The 13,559-nt window shown below is 59.1% G+C and carries 19 protein-coding genes; 12 read left to right on the top strand and 7 right to left on the bottom strand.

What is annotated here, in order from left to right; translation table 11 throughout:
• Window positions 1-15: 15 nt before the first annotated feature.
• The 5 genes from ACFPM8_RS16905 to ACFPM8_RS16885 all read left to right on the top strand — a co-directional run bounded on the left by ACFPM8_RS16905 (window position 16) and on the right by ACFPM8_RS16885 (window position 2,235).
• The gene (locus ACFPM8_RS16905; protein ID WP_378999118.1) at window positions 16-402 is read left to right on the top strand and encodes an SUF system Fe-S cluster assembly protein; all 387 of its coding nucleotides are present in this window, start codon (window positions 16-18) and stop codon (window positions 400-402) included.
• A 14-nt stretch (window positions 403-416) separates the two neighbouring features.
• On the top strand, window positions 417-770 hold the full coding sequence (locus tag ACFPM8_RS16900; protein WP_378999116.1) for a non-heme iron oxygenase ferredoxin subunit: 354 nt from the start codon (window positions 417-419) through the stop codon (window positions 768-770).
• 155 nt (window positions 771-925) lie between these two features.
• Window positions 926-1,132 (top strand): cold-shock protein, encoded by a 207-nt coding sequence (locus ACFPM8_RS16895; RefSeq protein WP_378999114.1) that lies wholly within the window; start codon window positions 926-928, stop codon window positions 1,130-1,132.
• A gap of 178 nt (window positions 1,133-1,310) precedes the next feature.
• A complete protein-coding gene (locus ACFPM8_RS16890; RefSeq protein ID WP_378999112.1) occupies window positions 1,311-1,796 on the top strand; it encodes an adenosine-specific kinase in 486 nt (161 codons plus the stop codon).
• Window positions 1,797-1,818: 22 nt separating this feature from the next.
• On the top strand, window positions 1,819-2,235 hold the full coding sequence (locus ACFPM8_RS16885; protein ID WP_378999110.1) for a VOC family protein: 417 nt from the start codon (window positions 1,819-1,821) through the stop codon (window positions 2,233-2,235).
• Between the two features lie 4 nt (window positions 2,236-2,239).
• On the opposite strand, the gene ACFPM8_RS16880 is transcribed toward ACFPM8_RS16885, so the two are convergent.
• The gene (locus tag ACFPM8_RS16880; protein WP_378999108.1) at window positions 2,240-2,716 is read right to left on the bottom strand and encodes a YbhB/YbcL family Raf kinase inhibitor-like protein; all 477 of its coding nucleotides are present in this window, start codon (window positions 2,714-2,716) and stop codon (window positions 2,240-2,242) included.
• Window positions 2,717-2,934: 218 nt separating this feature from the next.
• Here ACFPM8_RS16880 and ACFPM8_RS16875 point away from each other — a divergent pair, with 218 nt between their 5' ends.
• The 5 genes from ACFPM8_RS16875 to ACFPM8_RS16855 all read left to right on the top strand — a co-directional run bounded on the left by ACFPM8_RS16875 (window position 2,935) and on the right by ACFPM8_RS16855 (window position 6,536).
• Window positions 2,935-3,348 (top strand): ACT domain-containing protein, encoded by a 414-nt coding sequence (locus ACFPM8_RS16875; RefSeq protein WP_378999106.1) that lies wholly within the window; start codon window positions 2,935-2,937, stop codon window positions 3,346-3,348.
• A 305-nt stretch (window positions 3,349-3,653) separates the two neighbouring features.
• Entirely contained in the window at window positions 3,654-3,932 is a 279-nt protein-coding gene (locus ACFPM8_RS16870; protein WP_378999104.1) for a DnaJ domain-containing protein, read from the top strand.
• Entirely contained in the window at window positions 3,929-4,471 is a 543-nt protein-coding gene (locus ACFPM8_RS16865) for a hypothetical protein (RefSeq protein ID WP_378999102.1), read from the top strand. Before ACFPM8_RS16870 ends, ACFPM8_RS16865 begins: the two co-directional genes overlap by 4 nt.
• A gap of 60 nt (window positions 4,472-4,531) precedes the next feature.
• Window positions 4,532-5,236, top strand: coding sequence for a hypothetical protein (locus ACFPM8_RS16860; RefSeq protein ID WP_378999101.1), 705 nt, complete (start codon window positions 4,532-4,534; stop codon window positions 5,234-5,236).
• Window positions 5,237-5,396: 160 nt separating this feature from the next.
• Window positions 5,397-6,536 (top strand): hypothetical protein, encoded by a 1,140-nt coding sequence (locus ACFPM8_RS16855; protein ID WP_378999099.1) that lies wholly within the window; start codon window positions 5,397-5,399, stop codon window positions 6,534-6,536.
• Between the two features lie 259 nt (window positions 6,537-6,795).
• On the opposite strand, the gene ACFPM8_RS16850 is transcribed toward ACFPM8_RS16855, so the two are convergent.
• The 3 genes from ACFPM8_RS16850 to ACFPM8_RS16840 all read right to left on the bottom strand — a co-directional run bounded on the left by ACFPM8_RS16850 (window position 6,796) and on the right by ACFPM8_RS16840 (window position 8,121).
• Window positions 6,796-7,395, bottom strand: coding sequence for a hypothetical protein (locus tag ACFPM8_RS16850; RefSeq protein WP_378999097.1), 600 nt, complete (start codon window positions 7,393-7,395; stop codon window positions 6,796-6,798).
• Between the two features lie 103 nt (window positions 7,396-7,498).
• A complete protein-coding gene (locus ACFPM8_RS16845) occupies window positions 7,499-7,720 on the bottom strand; it encodes a hypothetical protein (protein WP_378999095.1) in 222 nt (73 codons plus the stop codon).
• A 68-nt stretch (window positions 7,721-7,788) separates the two neighbouring features.
• Window positions 7,789-8,121: a BON domain-containing protein gene (locus tag ACFPM8_RS16840; protein ID WP_378999093.1), complete on the bottom strand. Its 333-nt coding sequence runs from the start codon at window positions 8,119-8,121 to the stop codon at window positions 7,789-7,791.
• A gap of 417 nt (window positions 8,122-8,538) precedes the next feature.
• Here ACFPM8_RS16840 and ACFPM8_RS16835 point away from each other — a divergent pair, with 417 nt between their 5' ends.
• The gene (locus ACFPM8_RS16835) at window positions 8,539-8,745 is read left to right on the top strand and encodes a hypothetical protein (RefSeq protein ID WP_378999091.1); all 207 of its coding nucleotides are present in this window, start codon (window positions 8,539-8,541) and stop codon (window positions 8,743-8,745) included.
• 189 nt (window positions 8,746-8,934) lie between these two features.
• Window positions 8,935-10,761 (top strand): malto-oligosyltrehalose trehalohydrolase, encoded by a 1,827-nt coding sequence (gene treZ / locus ACFPM8_RS16830; RefSeq protein ID WP_378999089.1) that lies wholly within the window; start codon window positions 8,935-8,937, stop codon window positions 10,759-10,761.
• Window positions 10,762-10,791: 30 nt separating this feature from the next.
• On the opposite strand, the gene ACFPM8_RS16825 is transcribed toward treZ, so the two are convergent.
• From ACFPM8_RS16825 to ACFPM8_RS16815, 3 genes are all read right to left on the bottom strand, one after another.
• Window positions 10,792-11,514, bottom strand: coding sequence for an aquaporin (locus ACFPM8_RS16825; RefSeq protein ID WP_378999088.1), 723 nt, complete (start codon window positions 11,512-11,514; stop codon window positions 10,792-10,794).
• Entirely contained in the window at window positions 11,511-12,017 is a 507-nt protein-coding gene (locus tag ACFPM8_RS16820) for an arsenate reductase ArsC (RefSeq protein WP_378999086.1), read from the bottom strand. The genes ACFPM8_RS16825 and ACFPM8_RS16820 overlap by 4 nt, the downstream gene beginning before the upstream one ends.
• A gap of 192 nt (window positions 12,018-12,209) precedes the next feature.
• Window positions 12,210-13,559, bottom strand: coding sequence for an MFS transporter (locus ACFPM8_RS16815; protein ID WP_378999397.1), 1,350 nt, complete (start codon window positions 13,557-13,559; stop codon window positions 12,210-12,212).

Here is a 13,559-nt window from a genome sequence, read left to right as displayed (position 1 = left end):
GGAAAGGAACGCAAAATGTCCGTTTTCGATTGGCTGAAAAAGGCCGAGCAGCTTGGGGAGCAAGAACTGGCACAAGCACGCCCGCCGGCCACCGACGTTCAGGCGCTGGAGCAGCAGGTGATCCAGGTTTTACGCACGATTTACGACCCGGAAATCCCTGTGAATATTTACGACCTGGGACTGATCTATGCGCTGGACGTGCAAGCGTCAGGCGCGGTGATGCTACGCATGACCCTGACCTCGGCCGCCTGCCCGGTGGCGCAAACCTTCCCGGACACCGTCGAGTGCGCGGTCAACGGCGTCCCCGGCGTCACCGAAGCCAGAGTGGAACTGGTCTGGGAGCCGCCATGGACGCGGGAGATGATGTCCGAGGCGGCGCGTCTGGAACTAGGGATGCTGTAAGCGGGAGCGTCGCCATGGCTGATTGGGTTGATGTGACGCCGGCACAAGAGCTGCTGCCCGGGCAATTTCGCACGGTCGATGTCGACGGCGTGCAGATCGCAGTGTTCAATGTAGCGGGCAAATACTATGCGATCGAGGACGTCTGCACCCACGATGGCGGCATCCTCACCGGCGGGTCCGTGGATGGCGACGAAGTGATATGCCCGCGTCACGGCGCCCATTTTTCAATCAAGACCGGCGACGCCTTGGGACCGCCCGCGTACGAACCGGTGGCGATTTTTCCGGTTAGGGTGGAGCAGGGAATGGTGCAGGTCAGGGATGATCGATGGGATGGATCAGACCCTGTCATTTCATGCAGCGGACCTTGACTTCTGAAAGTCTAACGAAAACAATGAATTGCTATGGGTAGGTGTTGCTGGTCGATGCTTACTAAAGCAAGGGGAGCAGTTGAAGTGGGGACAGCGTGACGCGCGGCCTCTTGCTTGTACAGCTCGTGTGGTGGGTAATTTTTGAGAGATGCATTATGGCAACCGGTACTGTTAAATGGTTCAACGATTCAAAAGGCTTCGGCTTTATCACCCCGGATGACGGCGGCGAAGATTTGTTCGCACACTTTTCCGCGATCCAGATGGGAGGTTTCAAGACCCTCAAAGAAGGTCAAAAAGTCACGTTCGATGTCACAGAAGGTCCCAAAGGGAAGCAAGCTTCCAACATTCAAAATCCTCCCTGATCGAAGATTCTGGCATGCAATGAAAATCCTCGTTGTCGCTTAGGAGGAGGTTTCAGGCTGACATCTTGGTCCAGGCTCACCAACCGCCACGGTTAGTGAGCCTTTTTATTGCGCGAGTCATTGTTAGATCGGCAAATCCGGTTGACCGTCTAAGCGCAAGAATAAGGAGGGGTTCGATATGCAACTGATCACGGTCAAAATAGACAAGCCGGAAGCCTGCAACTTCATCCTTGGCCAGACCCATTTCATCAAATCCGTCGAAGACATCCATGAAGCCCTGGTAGGCGCGGTACCTGGCATCAAGTTCGGGCTGGCATTTTGCGAAGCCTCCGGCAAGTGCCTGGTGCGCTGGTCGGGCACCGATCCGGCGCTGATCGCGCTGGCCCAGACAAACGCCAAGGCGATTGCCGCCGGCCATTGCTTCATCGTTTTTCTTGGCGAAGGCTACTACCCGCTGAATGTGCTCAACACCGTCAAGATGGTGCCGGAGGTGTGCCGCATTTTCTGCGCGACCGCCAACCCGACTGAAGTGATTCTGGCCGAGACCGACCAAGGGCGCGCCATCCTGGGGGTGGTGGATGGGTTCCCTCCTAAAAATATCGAAACCGAAGAAGACATAAAGTGGCGCAAGGATTTGCTGAGACAGTTCGGGTACAAGCTCTGATCCGCTACCTGCAGCAATCGACATGGAGGAAAGTCGCGTGGAGCCCCCAGCAAGAACATCAGCAGGCAATGAAGCGACGCCTATCATCACCTCGATCAGCGCCGTCACGCTGGCGACGCACGACATGGCGCGCGCTGTCAGGTTTTATTGCGCGCTCGGCTTTGTCGTCCGCTACGGCGGCGAGGACGCATCATTCACCAGCTTGCATGCCGGCTCCGGCTATCTGAACCTGATCGCGCAACCGGCCTCGCAGAAATGGTCGTGGTGGGGCCGCATCATCTTCTATGTGGCGGACGTGGACGCGGTCTACGCCCGGGCCGTGGCCCGCAATCTCGGCCCCGAAGCGCCGCCGCGCGACGCCCTGTGGGGCGAGCGCTACTTTCACATCCGCGATCCCGATCGGCATGAACTGAGCTTTGCCAAGCCCTTAGGCGATTAGCCGACTATTGCCCTTTCTGGTAGGTGCCGACCAGCGTCGTGCTGCCGATCACATGGCCGGTCATGGCCTTTTCCAGTGCGGCCTTAGTCGGGTTGGCCAAGTCTGGCAGCACAGCGTTGAGCGCATACAGCTTGTGGAAATAGCGGTGGCGGCCGATAGGCGGGCAGGGGCCGCCGTAGCCGGTGCGATGCCAGTCGTTCAATCCTTGCTTGGTGCCGGCGGGTAGCTGCGCCGCGGCGATGCCGGCCTTGACTCCAGCCGTCTCCGGTGGAATGTTATACAGCAGCCAGTGCACCCAGGTCAGTTGCGGCGCGGCCGGGTCGGGCGCATCGGGGTCGTCGACGATCAGGGCCAGGCTGCGGGTGCCCGGCGGCAGTCCGCTCCATGACAAATCGGGAGAAAGGTCTTCGCCTTCACAGGTGTAGCGCTTGGGGATCGCGCCGTTGGGTGGGAAGGCCGAAGAATTAAGCGTCATGCTCATGGGTTTTACCTCCGTCGGTAGGGGCGCCGAGCTCGCCGTCGGGATGCCGGCTATCGGCAGCAGAGCGAGCGCCAGCGCGGAAATTCGCCAGCAGACTTGCATCGTACACCTCTCTTTCGCAGTAAATTCAAAGCGCACATTGCTATTCATCTTAATCTTTGCTATGCATGAAATGGTCGATTGTTTTTGATGCTTGGGATGACAACAAGGAGATAAAAATGGCTGATTCCATACGCAAGGCGGACTATTTTTCGATGACGGTTGCCAACAAGCCCGGCGAAGGATTGAAGGTGCTGTCGATGCTGGCGGAAAAGGAGGTGAACCTGCTGGCGTTCACCGGCTTTCCGCGCAACCGTCGGGCGCAATTGGATTTTGTGCCCGAAGACACGAAGAAATTCACTGTCGTCGCCAAGAAGGCCGGCTGGGAAATGAGTCCTAAAAAGGTCGCCTTCCTGGTCCAGGGCGAGGACCGGGCCGGGGCGCTGGCGGATGCGTTAGGGAAGCTGGCCGAGGCCGGTATCAACGTCACCGCGATGCAAGCGACCGTCGGCGGCGCAGGGCGTTACGGCGCGCTGTTCTGGGTCAAGCCGGAAGATGTCGCCAAGAGCGCCAAGCTGCTTGGCGCGAAATAAATAGCGTAACCGCGCTCCTGGCCGACACCTGCTGCGGTGACGTTCGGCAGCGCGTCGGCCAGGTTGCGAACAGTTGTTCAGCGCCGTATCGTCCCGCCTTCATCTATCTCCCCAGGCCCACTGCTGCCCGGTGCGCGCGAGGGCAGCAAAATCACCCATCATCGACGTCTACCCCCAGAGTGGTGTATCCTCCCGCACCTCCGGCGAATATTTCCTTAGAATGTATCCTATGAGAAACAGCAACAATCTTCGATAATCGCCAGCATCAACTCACAGTACAGACGCACATTTACGCCCAAGGACGAATGAAAGATTATTACGCCATTCTCGGCATAGCCAGTGATGCGTCGGATGGCGCTATCAAAAGCGCCTACCGCAAGAAGGCGTCAGAATTTCATCCCGACAAAAATGCGGCGCTCGACGCCCCCGCCAGATTCCGCGAAGTCCAGGAAGCCTACGACTTGCTGTCGGTCCCGGCAAAACGACAGGATTACGACGAAAACCGGCGCCGCAGCCTGCTGGAAAACCCGGTCGAAACCGCCGAACAAATCTGGAAAACCTATATGGACAAAGTTTTACGATGATGCTTTCTACTTATTTTGAAGACTTGACCAAGGCCTATCAGGCCGAACTGGAAGACCTGCAAAGCGATTCCGAGGGCAAAGACATCCTGGCGTCGCGGCTGAAAGACAAGCGGTCGCAGTTCGCCTTGATGATGCCGATGATCGAAATCGCCCCCGAAATGGTCGCCGTTACCTTCCACCGCGGGGTGAGCTATAGCAATCCGGGCGCGATGGTCCTGCTGTCGACCTGCGAGCCGGACGAGTTCCCATCATGGGATGAGGTCTCCGATGCCGTGCAATTCGAGCCGTGGGCAGAAAAACTCAGCGCCATCGCGCTGCAGGAAAGCGGCGGCGAACGCTTCATGATTACCACCGTCTGCCTTGAATACCTGCACGAAAAAAGCAACGGCAATTTCCATGGCGAATACGCCGGCAGCGCCGGGAATGCCGAGTCCGACGACAGCGTCGAAGGCGTGGAACGGGACGACGATGACGACCAGGATCTTGAGACCGAAGGCGCCGCGTGGCTGGAGGAACAAGGCTTCGATCGCCTCGGCTAACGGGCACCCCTAAAGCCCCCATCGCTCATCCATATAAATTCGTTTTTACCAAGTAAGCCTATGTCCAACTCGCTAGTAGTAAAAGCAGCAAGCCTTATCCGCAACGGCGATATTGCCGGTGCCGAGTACGCACTGGTCAGTCTGGCCGACACCGAAGGCGATCGCGCGCTGATCGCTGTGCTGGAAGAGTTGCCGCCCAAGGATCTGCTGGCCGTCATCCGTGAATTCGACGCTTCCAAAGAGTCGGTGGTCAACCTGCTGGTGACGCCGGAGCAATTCGCGCGCGCCGTGGTCATGGAGAAGCTGTACGGCGACCATACCCATGCGCGGCTGCGCGGCATGATCAATGCCGTGCTGTTCCGCCACGATGCGCCGACCGGCGAATTCCTTGAAGCGATCGGCGATGTCGACGGCGGCTGCGAAGCCTTGATCGACTATCTGTCCGACCGCGACGAGGAAGTGGTGCATTTTGTCACCTACGACACTTTCAACATCAACCTGATGGAAGAGCGCGACGCCGTCGACAAAGCGGAAATCAGCGATCACGACTGGAAACAACTGACCTGGCTGCTCAAGCACGAACACCCGGACATGTTCAGACAGATCTGGCCGGTGCTGAAAACCCGTTTGAAGGAACGCTTGCGGCGCGAAGCGGAGCTGGAGCTGCTGGAGCAACAACAGCATGAACCGGAAGCGGCGGCACCGGCAGCGGCGATCCCCAAAAAGACAGTCACTATCGACCCAACCGAGGAATCGGCGCTGTAATCAGGCTTTGCACCACCGCCCGGCGAGTTTTGCCGGGCGCATCAGGCGTCCATGCCGCCGTCAATCCCTCATCACTTCCTTACTATCCATGGCCGATCATCACCGGAATGTCGCAACAGTCGATAAGCGTCCCTTTTTTGAAAAGGCGCTCTGCCTTGGCTTGCAAGAAGGCATCCTCGACCACGCCAGCTGTCAAGCCATGATCGTCGACGGCGCCAAAGGCACGGTGCAGGTGGCGAATTATTTCGGCACCAGCCACCTCTACACCGACCTCGAGAACGCCCGCCAAAGAATCGTCAACCTGATCAGCCTTTACCTGGAACACAAGTACGACGGCAACCTGTTGACCGCGGCGCAATCGCTGCGCGACAACACTTTCCTGTCCCATTCGCGCGGCGGCAACGAGATGCTGAAAGCATTGCATGCGCGGCCCGATTGCACGGTATTCGGCGATATCAAAGGTCAATCGCTGCAAGCGTTCCAGGATGAACGTACGCTGGCCAAGCCGTTTTCGTTGAGCGCTTATCGGAAAGAATGCCAGGCACGCGAGCAAGCCGCCGCCACCATGGACGCCGCGCTCTGGTTGGCCAAGGGCATGGAGGTGGCGCCGGCGGCACTCGATTTCATTGCGGCCGAAGCGGTGATCCGTACCGCGCTGCTGGTGCGGGCCGGCAGCGGCGAAAGCTGCCCCAACCGGATCGAATTCGCCAAATTGATGGACGCCATCAGGGGCAAAACCTGCGCCAGTGGCAAACTGCGCATGCCAAAAGCAATACTGGAGGATGTTCCGGTCCAATACCAAGCGATCGCCGCCAGGATCCTGCGCGAAATCGACAAGCACGACGCGCCGTTGATCGCCAATCCGGAACTGGCGCTGGACGCCCTGCTGAATGCGGTCGAGTCGCGCTATTTCCTGCGCGAGACCGGATTGGAAGACGTCGGCGACTTCGATGCGCTGGTGTCAAAAGAGTGGCACAAGGTCACCAAGGGCAAGGAAGACCCGTATTCCCGCCTGACAGTCTTCATGTGCATCGCCACCGGCGCCACGCCCAAATCGACAGTCTCGGAAACCGAGGCTAGGGCCATGATCCGCCAGGTCCGACAACACGGCTTCGACAGCGACGCGGTCGCGGCCTTCATCAAGCAATCGGCGCCGTTCGAGATCAAGGAAAACCTGCTGTCCCTGTGGCAAGACGAGTTCCTGCCGGAAGCGATGGACTATCTGCTGGACGACTCGGATGCGAAATACAGCGGAGCGATGAAATTCTTGAAAGAGAACTGCAATATCAAGGCCAAGTAGGCTAGGGCCGACAACACCTCCATCACTGTAGGGCGGAAAAGCGCAGCCCTTGCAGGGCGCGTATCCGCTTGCAAGCGGATACCGTTACGCAGGCGGATAGCATGCCATCCGAAATCCCTGCTACACCCTTCCGCCGTTCTGGATGCGTCAAACATTGGTGGTGCATCCAACGGCGGAAGGCGCTACGCTTTTCCGCCCTACGATTTGCCTGCTTTCATCAACTCCCATTTCTCGCACTATTCTCAAGCCCGCCAGCAAGCTAGCCGCCGGACCACACAAAGACCATCGTTTGCACGCCGTGCTTGCCCTGTATTTGCGCGGTTTTGGTCTGTACATTGCCGCCGACATCGGCCCGTATCCGATAGGTGCCGGCACGCGGAAACTTGATTAGCAGTATTGGGCCGTCGCAAGTCGTTTGCAATGTCGATTTGCCGCTCTTATCCGAAATATCCAGTTTGACATCCGCCAGGTAATTGCCGCCGCGGGCGGCAAAGGTGGACATCACGTCATAGTTCTTGGCGGCGCGTTTCATGTAGGTGGATTCATCCAGGCCCACGCCGCCGCACAAGGTGGTAAAGCCGTTTTCGGTCTTGGGCTGGACGCTGATCGGGCCGGAGGAGGGCACTGATTTATTCGTCGCACCAGACGGTATCTGAGTCGGGCTTGGCGCTTGTTGCATCTGCGGCGGCATTTGCATCGGGGGGTGGGTTTCAGGCTGCTGCGGCGGCATTGGCGGTTCGAGCGGAGGTTGCAACTGCGGTTGCATGTCGGCGGGCAGTTCTGGCGGCGTCGACGGGGATTGCGCCAGCGCTGTGCCGGACAGGCTGAACATCATCAGCAAGATCGTGGTCGCTTTCATCGGGAAGTCTCCTAAAGAATCTTGTCAGCTGCTTGCAGGTCGACCTACTCATCGCGCTATCAGTGGGCAATGGGTGGGCGTTATCACACTATGTCAACAGGCCCTAATATGCCCCAGGCGCCTTGGGAGCCTCCCCGCTCTTGGCGGGGGCGGGGGCCGTTCCGGCTGCGGTATCTGCCGGCGGCGGCGCTGGAGTAGCCGGTGCAGCCTGCGGAGCCGGGGCTTCCATCGGTGTCGCCGGTGGCGGTGTTTCATCGGTTTTCTTGCATCCTGTTAAGACCGTACTGGCGATGGCTGCGGCGATGAATAGCTGTTTGCTTAACATGTGACCTCCATAAAGATTGGTCGGCCTGGCATCCGTCGACCAGCACACTTCAACCCGTCGGCGGGACGCTAGTAGCCGGAACTGCTTATTTTAATGTTGTTGACGACCGACTTGACGCCCTCGGTATCGCGTGCAATGGCAGCGACCTTGTCCGCCTGGTCCTGACTGGTGACGCTGCCGCTCAAGGTCACGACGCCGCTGTTGTCGGTATCGACTTTGATATCTTTTGCATAGGTCAGTTTTTCCGCGGCCAGCTTGGTCTTGATTTTTGTCGTGATGACCGAATCCTTGACGATCATCACCGGTTTTGCCGGCATCGAATAATCGGCAGCGTAGCTCGCAATCGGCGCCAGCAATGCGCCGATGACGGCGCAGCAAGTAGCGGTTGATCTGATTTTCATGATCACTCCTTGTTTTGAAAAAAACATTCCAGAATAGTCATGACGCACTCAGTGGGTGCATTTGATTTGTGTACTACACATTTCACTTATGCACTCAATTTGTGCATTCGATTTGTGCGCTTATTTTTACGCACTCGATTTGCGCCCTAGATTGGCGCATTCAAGTTAATACGGGACACCATTCCATGGTGCTGTCGGATTCGCCGCACATCAGCGCCAGCGCTTGTTCTTACATTGTTATAAGCGCGTTCAGGCGATTTTCAGTATAGGAGTCGTGAGTCATTTTTCAATCGCAAATTGGTAAGCAAAAATGACATGATTCGCCTGATAAGAATGTCTTAACCGTTCTTGAATTTTGCAAAACTGTTGATAAAATTCTAAGCGTGTTTCAGAAAACTCCCTAGGAAAGGATGCGTCATGGACGTAGCACAGATCATTCACAACATGCGCAAAATCTACCAGGCGGTCGTGGGTTGCTTTCATGAACCAAGCCAAGCGCTGCCGGTTAAAGAGCGCAAGCTCTACCTGGTGACGATCAATGGTTGTCAGCCAAAGAATCGGGGAGTTTCTGCTGCGCTTCAAGCAACTGCCAAAAGTAGTCAATCAAGAAGAGAGCCTCACTAATTGGCTCGCAGACGTCTTACAATCCTGGTTTGCCCCTTGGCGGCCAGGCGCCGGGTTGCGGCAAGCCTGACCAGTCCCTATGTCAAATGACGAGGCCACCGACAATTGGCCGCCATCTGCCGCCGATACTGTCGCGTTCCGGACGCAGAACCTCATGCTATTCGACCGCCGCAAACTGGGAGAATCCGAGTGACAGCGCACTATGCCTACCGATTGCCGTTCGGCGCGACCTGCATTGGACCCGACCGCACCAGGTTCCGCTTATGGGCGCCGAGCGCCAGCGCGGTTGCGGTCGAACTTGAGGATCAGGAGCCGCTGCCGATGACGCCGGAGGCCGCACACCCCGGCTGGTTCGAAGCGGAACTGATGTGTGCCGCCGGCAGCGCCTATCGTTATCGACTGCAGTCGGACCGCGATGGCGAGTTGCTGGTGCCGGACCCGGCCTCGCGGGCCCAGCGCGGCGACATCCACGATGCCAGCCTGGTGGTCGAGCCGAACCGTTATCAATGGCTGCATCCTGAATGGCAGGGACGGCCGTGGCATGAAACGGTTTTGTACGAATTGCACGTCGGCGCTCTGGGCGGCTTCGCGGCAGTTGCGCAGCGGCTGCCGAGGTTGGCGCGGCTGGGCATCACGGCGATCGAGTTGATGCCTGTAGCCGAGTTTCCAGGGCCGCGCAATTGGGGCTATGACGGCGTGCTGCCGTTTGCGCCCGACGCCGCGTATGGCACGCCGGAGCAACTGAAGGCGCTGATCGACAGCGCCCACGGACTTGGCCTGATGGTGTTGCTGGACGTGGTGTACAACCATTTCGGCCCGGACGGAAATTATCTCGGCAGTTACGCCGCGCCGTTTTTCCGCAATGACCAGAGCACGCGATGGGGGCGTGCGATCGACTTCCGCGTGCACGAGGTGCGCGAATTCTTTATCGAGAACGCCTTGTACTGGCTGCAGGAATATCGTTTCGACGGTTTGCGGCTGGCTGCGGCGGATGCCATCGGCGAGCAAGACTGGCTGCCGGAACTGGCGCTGCGCTTGCGTGCCGCTGTCGCGGCTGAGCAGCCGCAAAGACAGATTCACTTGATACTGGAACATGAGGGCAATGCCGCACATTTGCTTACTGCCGGTGCTTTCGATGCGCAGTGGAACGACGACGGTCATCATGTGCTGCATGTGCTGCTGACCGGCGAGCAGCACGCGTATTACGTCGACTACGCTGAGCAGCCGGCGCAAAAACTGGCACGCTGTCTGGCTGAGGGCTTTGCCTATCAAGGTGAGGCTTCGGCCTTTCGGCAAGGGCAGGCGCGGGGCGAACCGAGCGCCGGCCTGGCGCCGACCGCTTTCGTGCTGTTTTTGCAGAATCACGACCAGATCGGCAATCGGGCGTTTGGCGAACGCCTGACGATGTTGGCCGATCCGCGTGCCTTGCACGCAGCGCAAGCGCTATTGCTGTTGTCGCCCCAAATCCCGTTGTTGTTCATGGGCGAGGAAGTCGATGCGAGCCAACCCTTCTTGTATTTCACCAGTCATGCGGATGCTGCGCTGGCTGAGGCGGTGCGGAGCGGCAGACGGCGGCAATTTGCCGACTTTCCGGGATTTGCAGACGCCGCACGGCTGACGCTGATTCCAGATCCCAACGCGGCGGCCACCTTTGCGCGCTCGATCCCGGCAGCGCCAACTGCTGCCGCTGCCGGCGCTGCGCCGTTGGACGAAATGCTGGCTGAACTGCTGGCGATTCGTCATGCGCACATCATTCCGCGGCTGCAACACGCACATGCACTCGATGCCCAGGCGATTGGTCCGGCAGCGGTCGCCGCGCGCTGGCGCATGGGTGACGATACGGAGCTGCTGCTCATGCTCAACCTGGGCCTGCAGCCGGTCGCGATCGCATTGGATGCGTTGCTGCGGCTAGCCGAGGCCGACGTGTTATTTGCCAGCCCGGGCGCGGTCGATACGCTGGCGCATGGCAAATTGGCCGCGTACTCGATGCTGGCGCTGCTGGAACCTGCGCCATGAATCACGAATCGTAGCGGACCGGCATTGTTGCTAGGAATCCTGCTGGGCGGCGAAATCGCCGGGAGCCACCGTGCCGCCGACGGTCGCGTTTTGCGGCGGCGCTGGATAGAGCCAGCAAAACAGCAAGGTCGCCGCCGCAGCGCCAAGCAGTTGCGCGACGATGAAACCTGGCGCGTCAATCGGACGGATGCCGGCGAAAGTATCGCTGGCGGCACGCGCCAGCGTGACGGCGGGATTGGCGAACGAGGTCGAAGACGCGAACCAGTAGGCGGCAGTGATATAGGCGGCAACCGCAAACGGCGTCGTTGCAGGACGGCTGCGCGAGCAGCTGATGATCACGGCCAGCAATCCGAAAGTGGCGACGAATTCGCTCCACCATTGCGCACCGCCGGTACGCACGTGCGCTGACGCAAAAAACACCGGCTGGCCGAACATCAGGTGCGCAGCCGCGACGCCTGCAAAGGCTCCGATCACTTGCACGGCGATATACGGCAGCACCTCGGATGTCGGTATATTCTTCTGCCACGCCTCCGACAAGGTCACGACCGGATTGAAATGCGCGCCGGAGAGCGTGCCGAACATCAGGATCAACGCGGCTAATCCGGCGCCGGTGGCGATCGCATTGGCTAGTAGTGCGATCGCCGCGTTGCCGCCCGCCATGCGTTCGACCATGATGCCCGAGCCGACCACCACCGCCAGCAACAGTCCGGTGCCCAGACCTTCGGCCACCAAACGGCGTGCCTGTGTGCTCATGCCGGAAGCGCGCCGATTTTGCTGATCTCTTGCCGGATCGCGTTGTCGTCCATAGCCTCGATCGGCAAGGCGACGAACGCTTGCATGCTTGTCAGGATTTGGCCAAATATCTGTTGAAAGGCGGCACGCTTGTCGTCGTCGCTTCCGGCTACCGCTGCCGGGTCGACAAATCCCCAGTGGGCGGTGGCCGGACGCCCGGGCCAGTACGGGCAGGTTTCGCCGGCCGCGCTGTCGCATACGGTGATAATGAAATCCATGTGCGGCGCATCCGGCAGCGCAAACTCGTCCCAGCTCTTGCTGCGCATTTCGCCGGTTGGATAGGCGGGATCGAAGTGCTTGATTTGCTCTATCGCAAAAGAATTGACTGTGCCGCCCGGCTTGCTGCCGGCGCTGTAGCCTTTGAAACGGCCTTTACCGAGGATCGTGACCAGCGCTTCGGCCATCACGCTGCGCGCGGAATTGCCTGTGCATAGAAATAGCACGTTGAATATCTTGTCAGTCATATCGCTTTCTCCTTGACTCCTTCGGCGGCTGCCATTTAGAAATGAACCCAACCTTCGATGGGCGGCGAACATCGGATGCGCCTTTTGCAGCGCCTCGGTCCTTCATTGGCGCACGGCGATTTAGAAGAAGGCCCGCTTGTGAGCGGGCCTGGAAGGGAAAGACGGTTGTGTTTCGAAGCCGGCAATTCCGAATTAATCGCGGATCTCCAGCGCGCGATTAAGGCTCAGTGCGGCCAGCGAGCATGCCGCACCCGACAGCAGGTAGAAGCTGACGTAGGCAAGACCGAAATGGGCCGAAAGACCAAGCGCCACCAGCGGCGCGAAACCGGCACCAACCAGCCAGGATAGATCGGAGGTCAGGGCGGCGCCGGTATAGCGATACTTGGCAGGGAAGTTGGCAGTGACGGCGCCGGCCGCCTGACCATACGACAATCCGAGCAGGACGAAGCCGAGCAGGATGAAAATGTTTTGCCCAAGCTCGCCGCCGTTCAATAGCATTGGCACGAACGCGCTGAGCAGCGCTATGAGTGCCGCGCAGGTGCCCAGGGTGGTGCGGCGGCCGAAACGATCGGCAATCAAGCCGGAGGCGACCACGCCGAGCGCCATCAGCGCCGCGCCGATCACCTGGATCAGCAGGAAGTCGCTGATAGAACGGATCGAATATAAGGTGATCCACGACAGCGGGAACACAGTCACCAGATGGAATAGCGCGTAGCTGGCTAGCGCCGCCAAGGCGCCGATCAGCACGTTGCGGCCTTGTGTCCTGGTCATTTCGATGGCGTTGGTCGGCTCCAGCTCCCGCTCATTGAGCAGGCGGGCGTATTCGTTGGTCGATACCAGCCGCAAGCGGGCGAACAGCGCCACCACGTTGATCGCAAACGCTACATAGAACGGGTAGCGCCAGCCCCAATCAAGAAAGTCTTCGGTGGAAAGGTTGGATAGCAGGTAGGCGAACAGTCCGCCAGCCACCATGAAGCCGACTGGCGCACCCAGTTGGCCAAGCATCGCGTACCAGCCGCGCCGATTCTGCGGCGCATTGAGCGCCAGCAGCGACGGCAGGCCGTCCCACGATCCGCCCAGTGCTATGCCCTGGCCGATGCGCAACAGTGACAGCAAGACAATCGAGGCGAAGCCCAGGTGTTCAAAAGTCGGCAGGAAAGCCATGCCGGCGGTGGAAATGCCGAGCAGGAACAGCGCAATGGTCAACTTGGCCTCGCGGCCGAAGCGGCGCTGGATCGCCATGAAGGCCACGGTGCCGAAGGGTCTTGCAAGAAAGGCGAACGAAAAGATTACAAACGCGTAAAGCGTTCCCTCAAGCCGTTGTTCGAATGGAAAGAAAACCGACGGAAACACCAGCACCGACGCCATCGCGTAGACGAAGAAGTCGAAATATTCCGAAGCGCGGCCAATGACCACGCCGATGGCTATTTCGCCCGGCGCAATGCTTGAATGATCGGATTTGGTATTGCGGGCGCCACTGATGCTCGAATGTGACGGGAAATTGGCGGCAAATTCGCCGCTGTGGCTAGGGGTGCTGGGCAT

Source organism: Paraherbaspirillum soli (genome assembly GCF_042654985.1).
GTDB classification, from domain to species: domain Bacteria; phylum Pseudomonadota; class Gammaproteobacteria; order Burkholderiales; family Burkholderiaceae_D; genus Paraherbaspirillum; species Paraherbaspirillum soli.
Note: the sequence above shows the minus strand (reverse complement) of the source record. Positions and strands in the feature narration are given on the sequence as shown.

Excerpts from the sequence above, each read along its gene's own strand:
- ACFPM8_RS16815 (WP_378999397.1), bottom strand. The coding sequence starts at position 13,559 with ATGCCCAGCACCCCTAGCCACAGCGGCGAATTTGCCGCCAATTTCCCG.
- ACFPM8_RS16900 (WP_378999116.1), top strand. The coding sequence starts at position 417 with ATGGCTGATTGGGTTGATGTGACGCCGGCACAAGAGCTGCTGCCCGGG.
- ACFPM8_RS16890 (WP_378999112.1), top strand. The coding sequence starts at position 1,311 with ATGCAACTGATCACGGTCAAAATAGACAAGCCGGAAGCCTGCAACTTC.
- ACFPM8_RS16835 (WP_378999091.1), top strand. The coding sequence starts at position 8,539 with ATGGACGTAGCACAGATCATTCACAACATGCGCAAAATCTACCAGGCG.
- ACFPM8_RS16875 (WP_378999106.1), top strand. The coding sequence starts at position 2,935 with ATGGCTGATTCCATACGCAAGGCGGACTATTTTTCGATGACGGTTGCC.
- ACFPM8_RS16820 (WP_378999086.1), bottom strand. The coding sequence starts at position 12,017 with ATGACTGACAAGATATTCAACGTGCTATTTCTATGCACAGGCAATTCC.
- ACFPM8_RS16845 (WP_378999095.1), bottom strand. The coding sequence starts at position 7,720 with ATGTTAAGCAAACAGCTATTCATCGCCGCAGCCATCGCCAGTACGGTC.
- ACFPM8_RS16825 (WP_378999088.1), bottom strand. The coding sequence starts at position 11,514 with ATGAGCACACAGGCACGCCGTTTGGTGGCCGAAGGTCTGGGCACCGGA.
- ACFPM8_RS16865 (WP_378999102.1), top strand. The coding sequence starts at position 3,929 with ATGATGCTTTCTACTTATTTTGAAGACTTGACCAAGGCCTATCAGGCC.
- ACFPM8_RS16895 (WP_378999114.1), top strand. The coding sequence starts at position 926 with ATGGCAACCGGTACTGTTAAATGGTTCAACGATTCAAAAGGCTTCGGC.
- ACFPM8_RS16840 (WP_378999093.1), bottom strand. The coding sequence starts at position 8,121 with ATGAAAATCAGATCAACCGCTACTTGCTGCGCCGTCATCGGCGCATTG.
- ACFPM8_RS16850 (WP_378999097.1), bottom strand. The coding sequence starts at position 7,395 with ATGAAAGCGACCACGATCTTGCTGATGATGTTCAGCCTGTCCGGCACA.
- ACFPM8_RS16860 (WP_378999101.1), top strand. The coding sequence starts at position 4,532 with ATGTCCAACTCGCTAGTAGTAAAAGCAGCAAGCCTTATCCGCAACGGC.
- ACFPM8_RS16880 (WP_378999108.1), bottom strand. The coding sequence starts at position 2,716 with ATGAGCATGACGCTTAATTCTTCGGCCTTCCCACCCAACGGCGCGATC.
- ACFPM8_RS16885 (WP_378999110.1), top strand. The coding sequence starts at position 1,819 with ATGGAGGAAAGTCGCGTGGAGCCCCCAGCAAGAACATCAGCAGGCAAT.
- ACFPM8_RS16905 (WP_378999118.1), top strand. The coding sequence starts at position 16 with ATGTCCGTTTTCGATTGGCTGAAAAAGGCCGAGCAGCTTGGGGAGCAA.
- ACFPM8_RS16870 (WP_378999104.1), top strand. The coding sequence starts at position 3,654 with ATGAAAGATTATTACGCCATTCTCGGCATAGCCAGTGATGCGTCGGAT.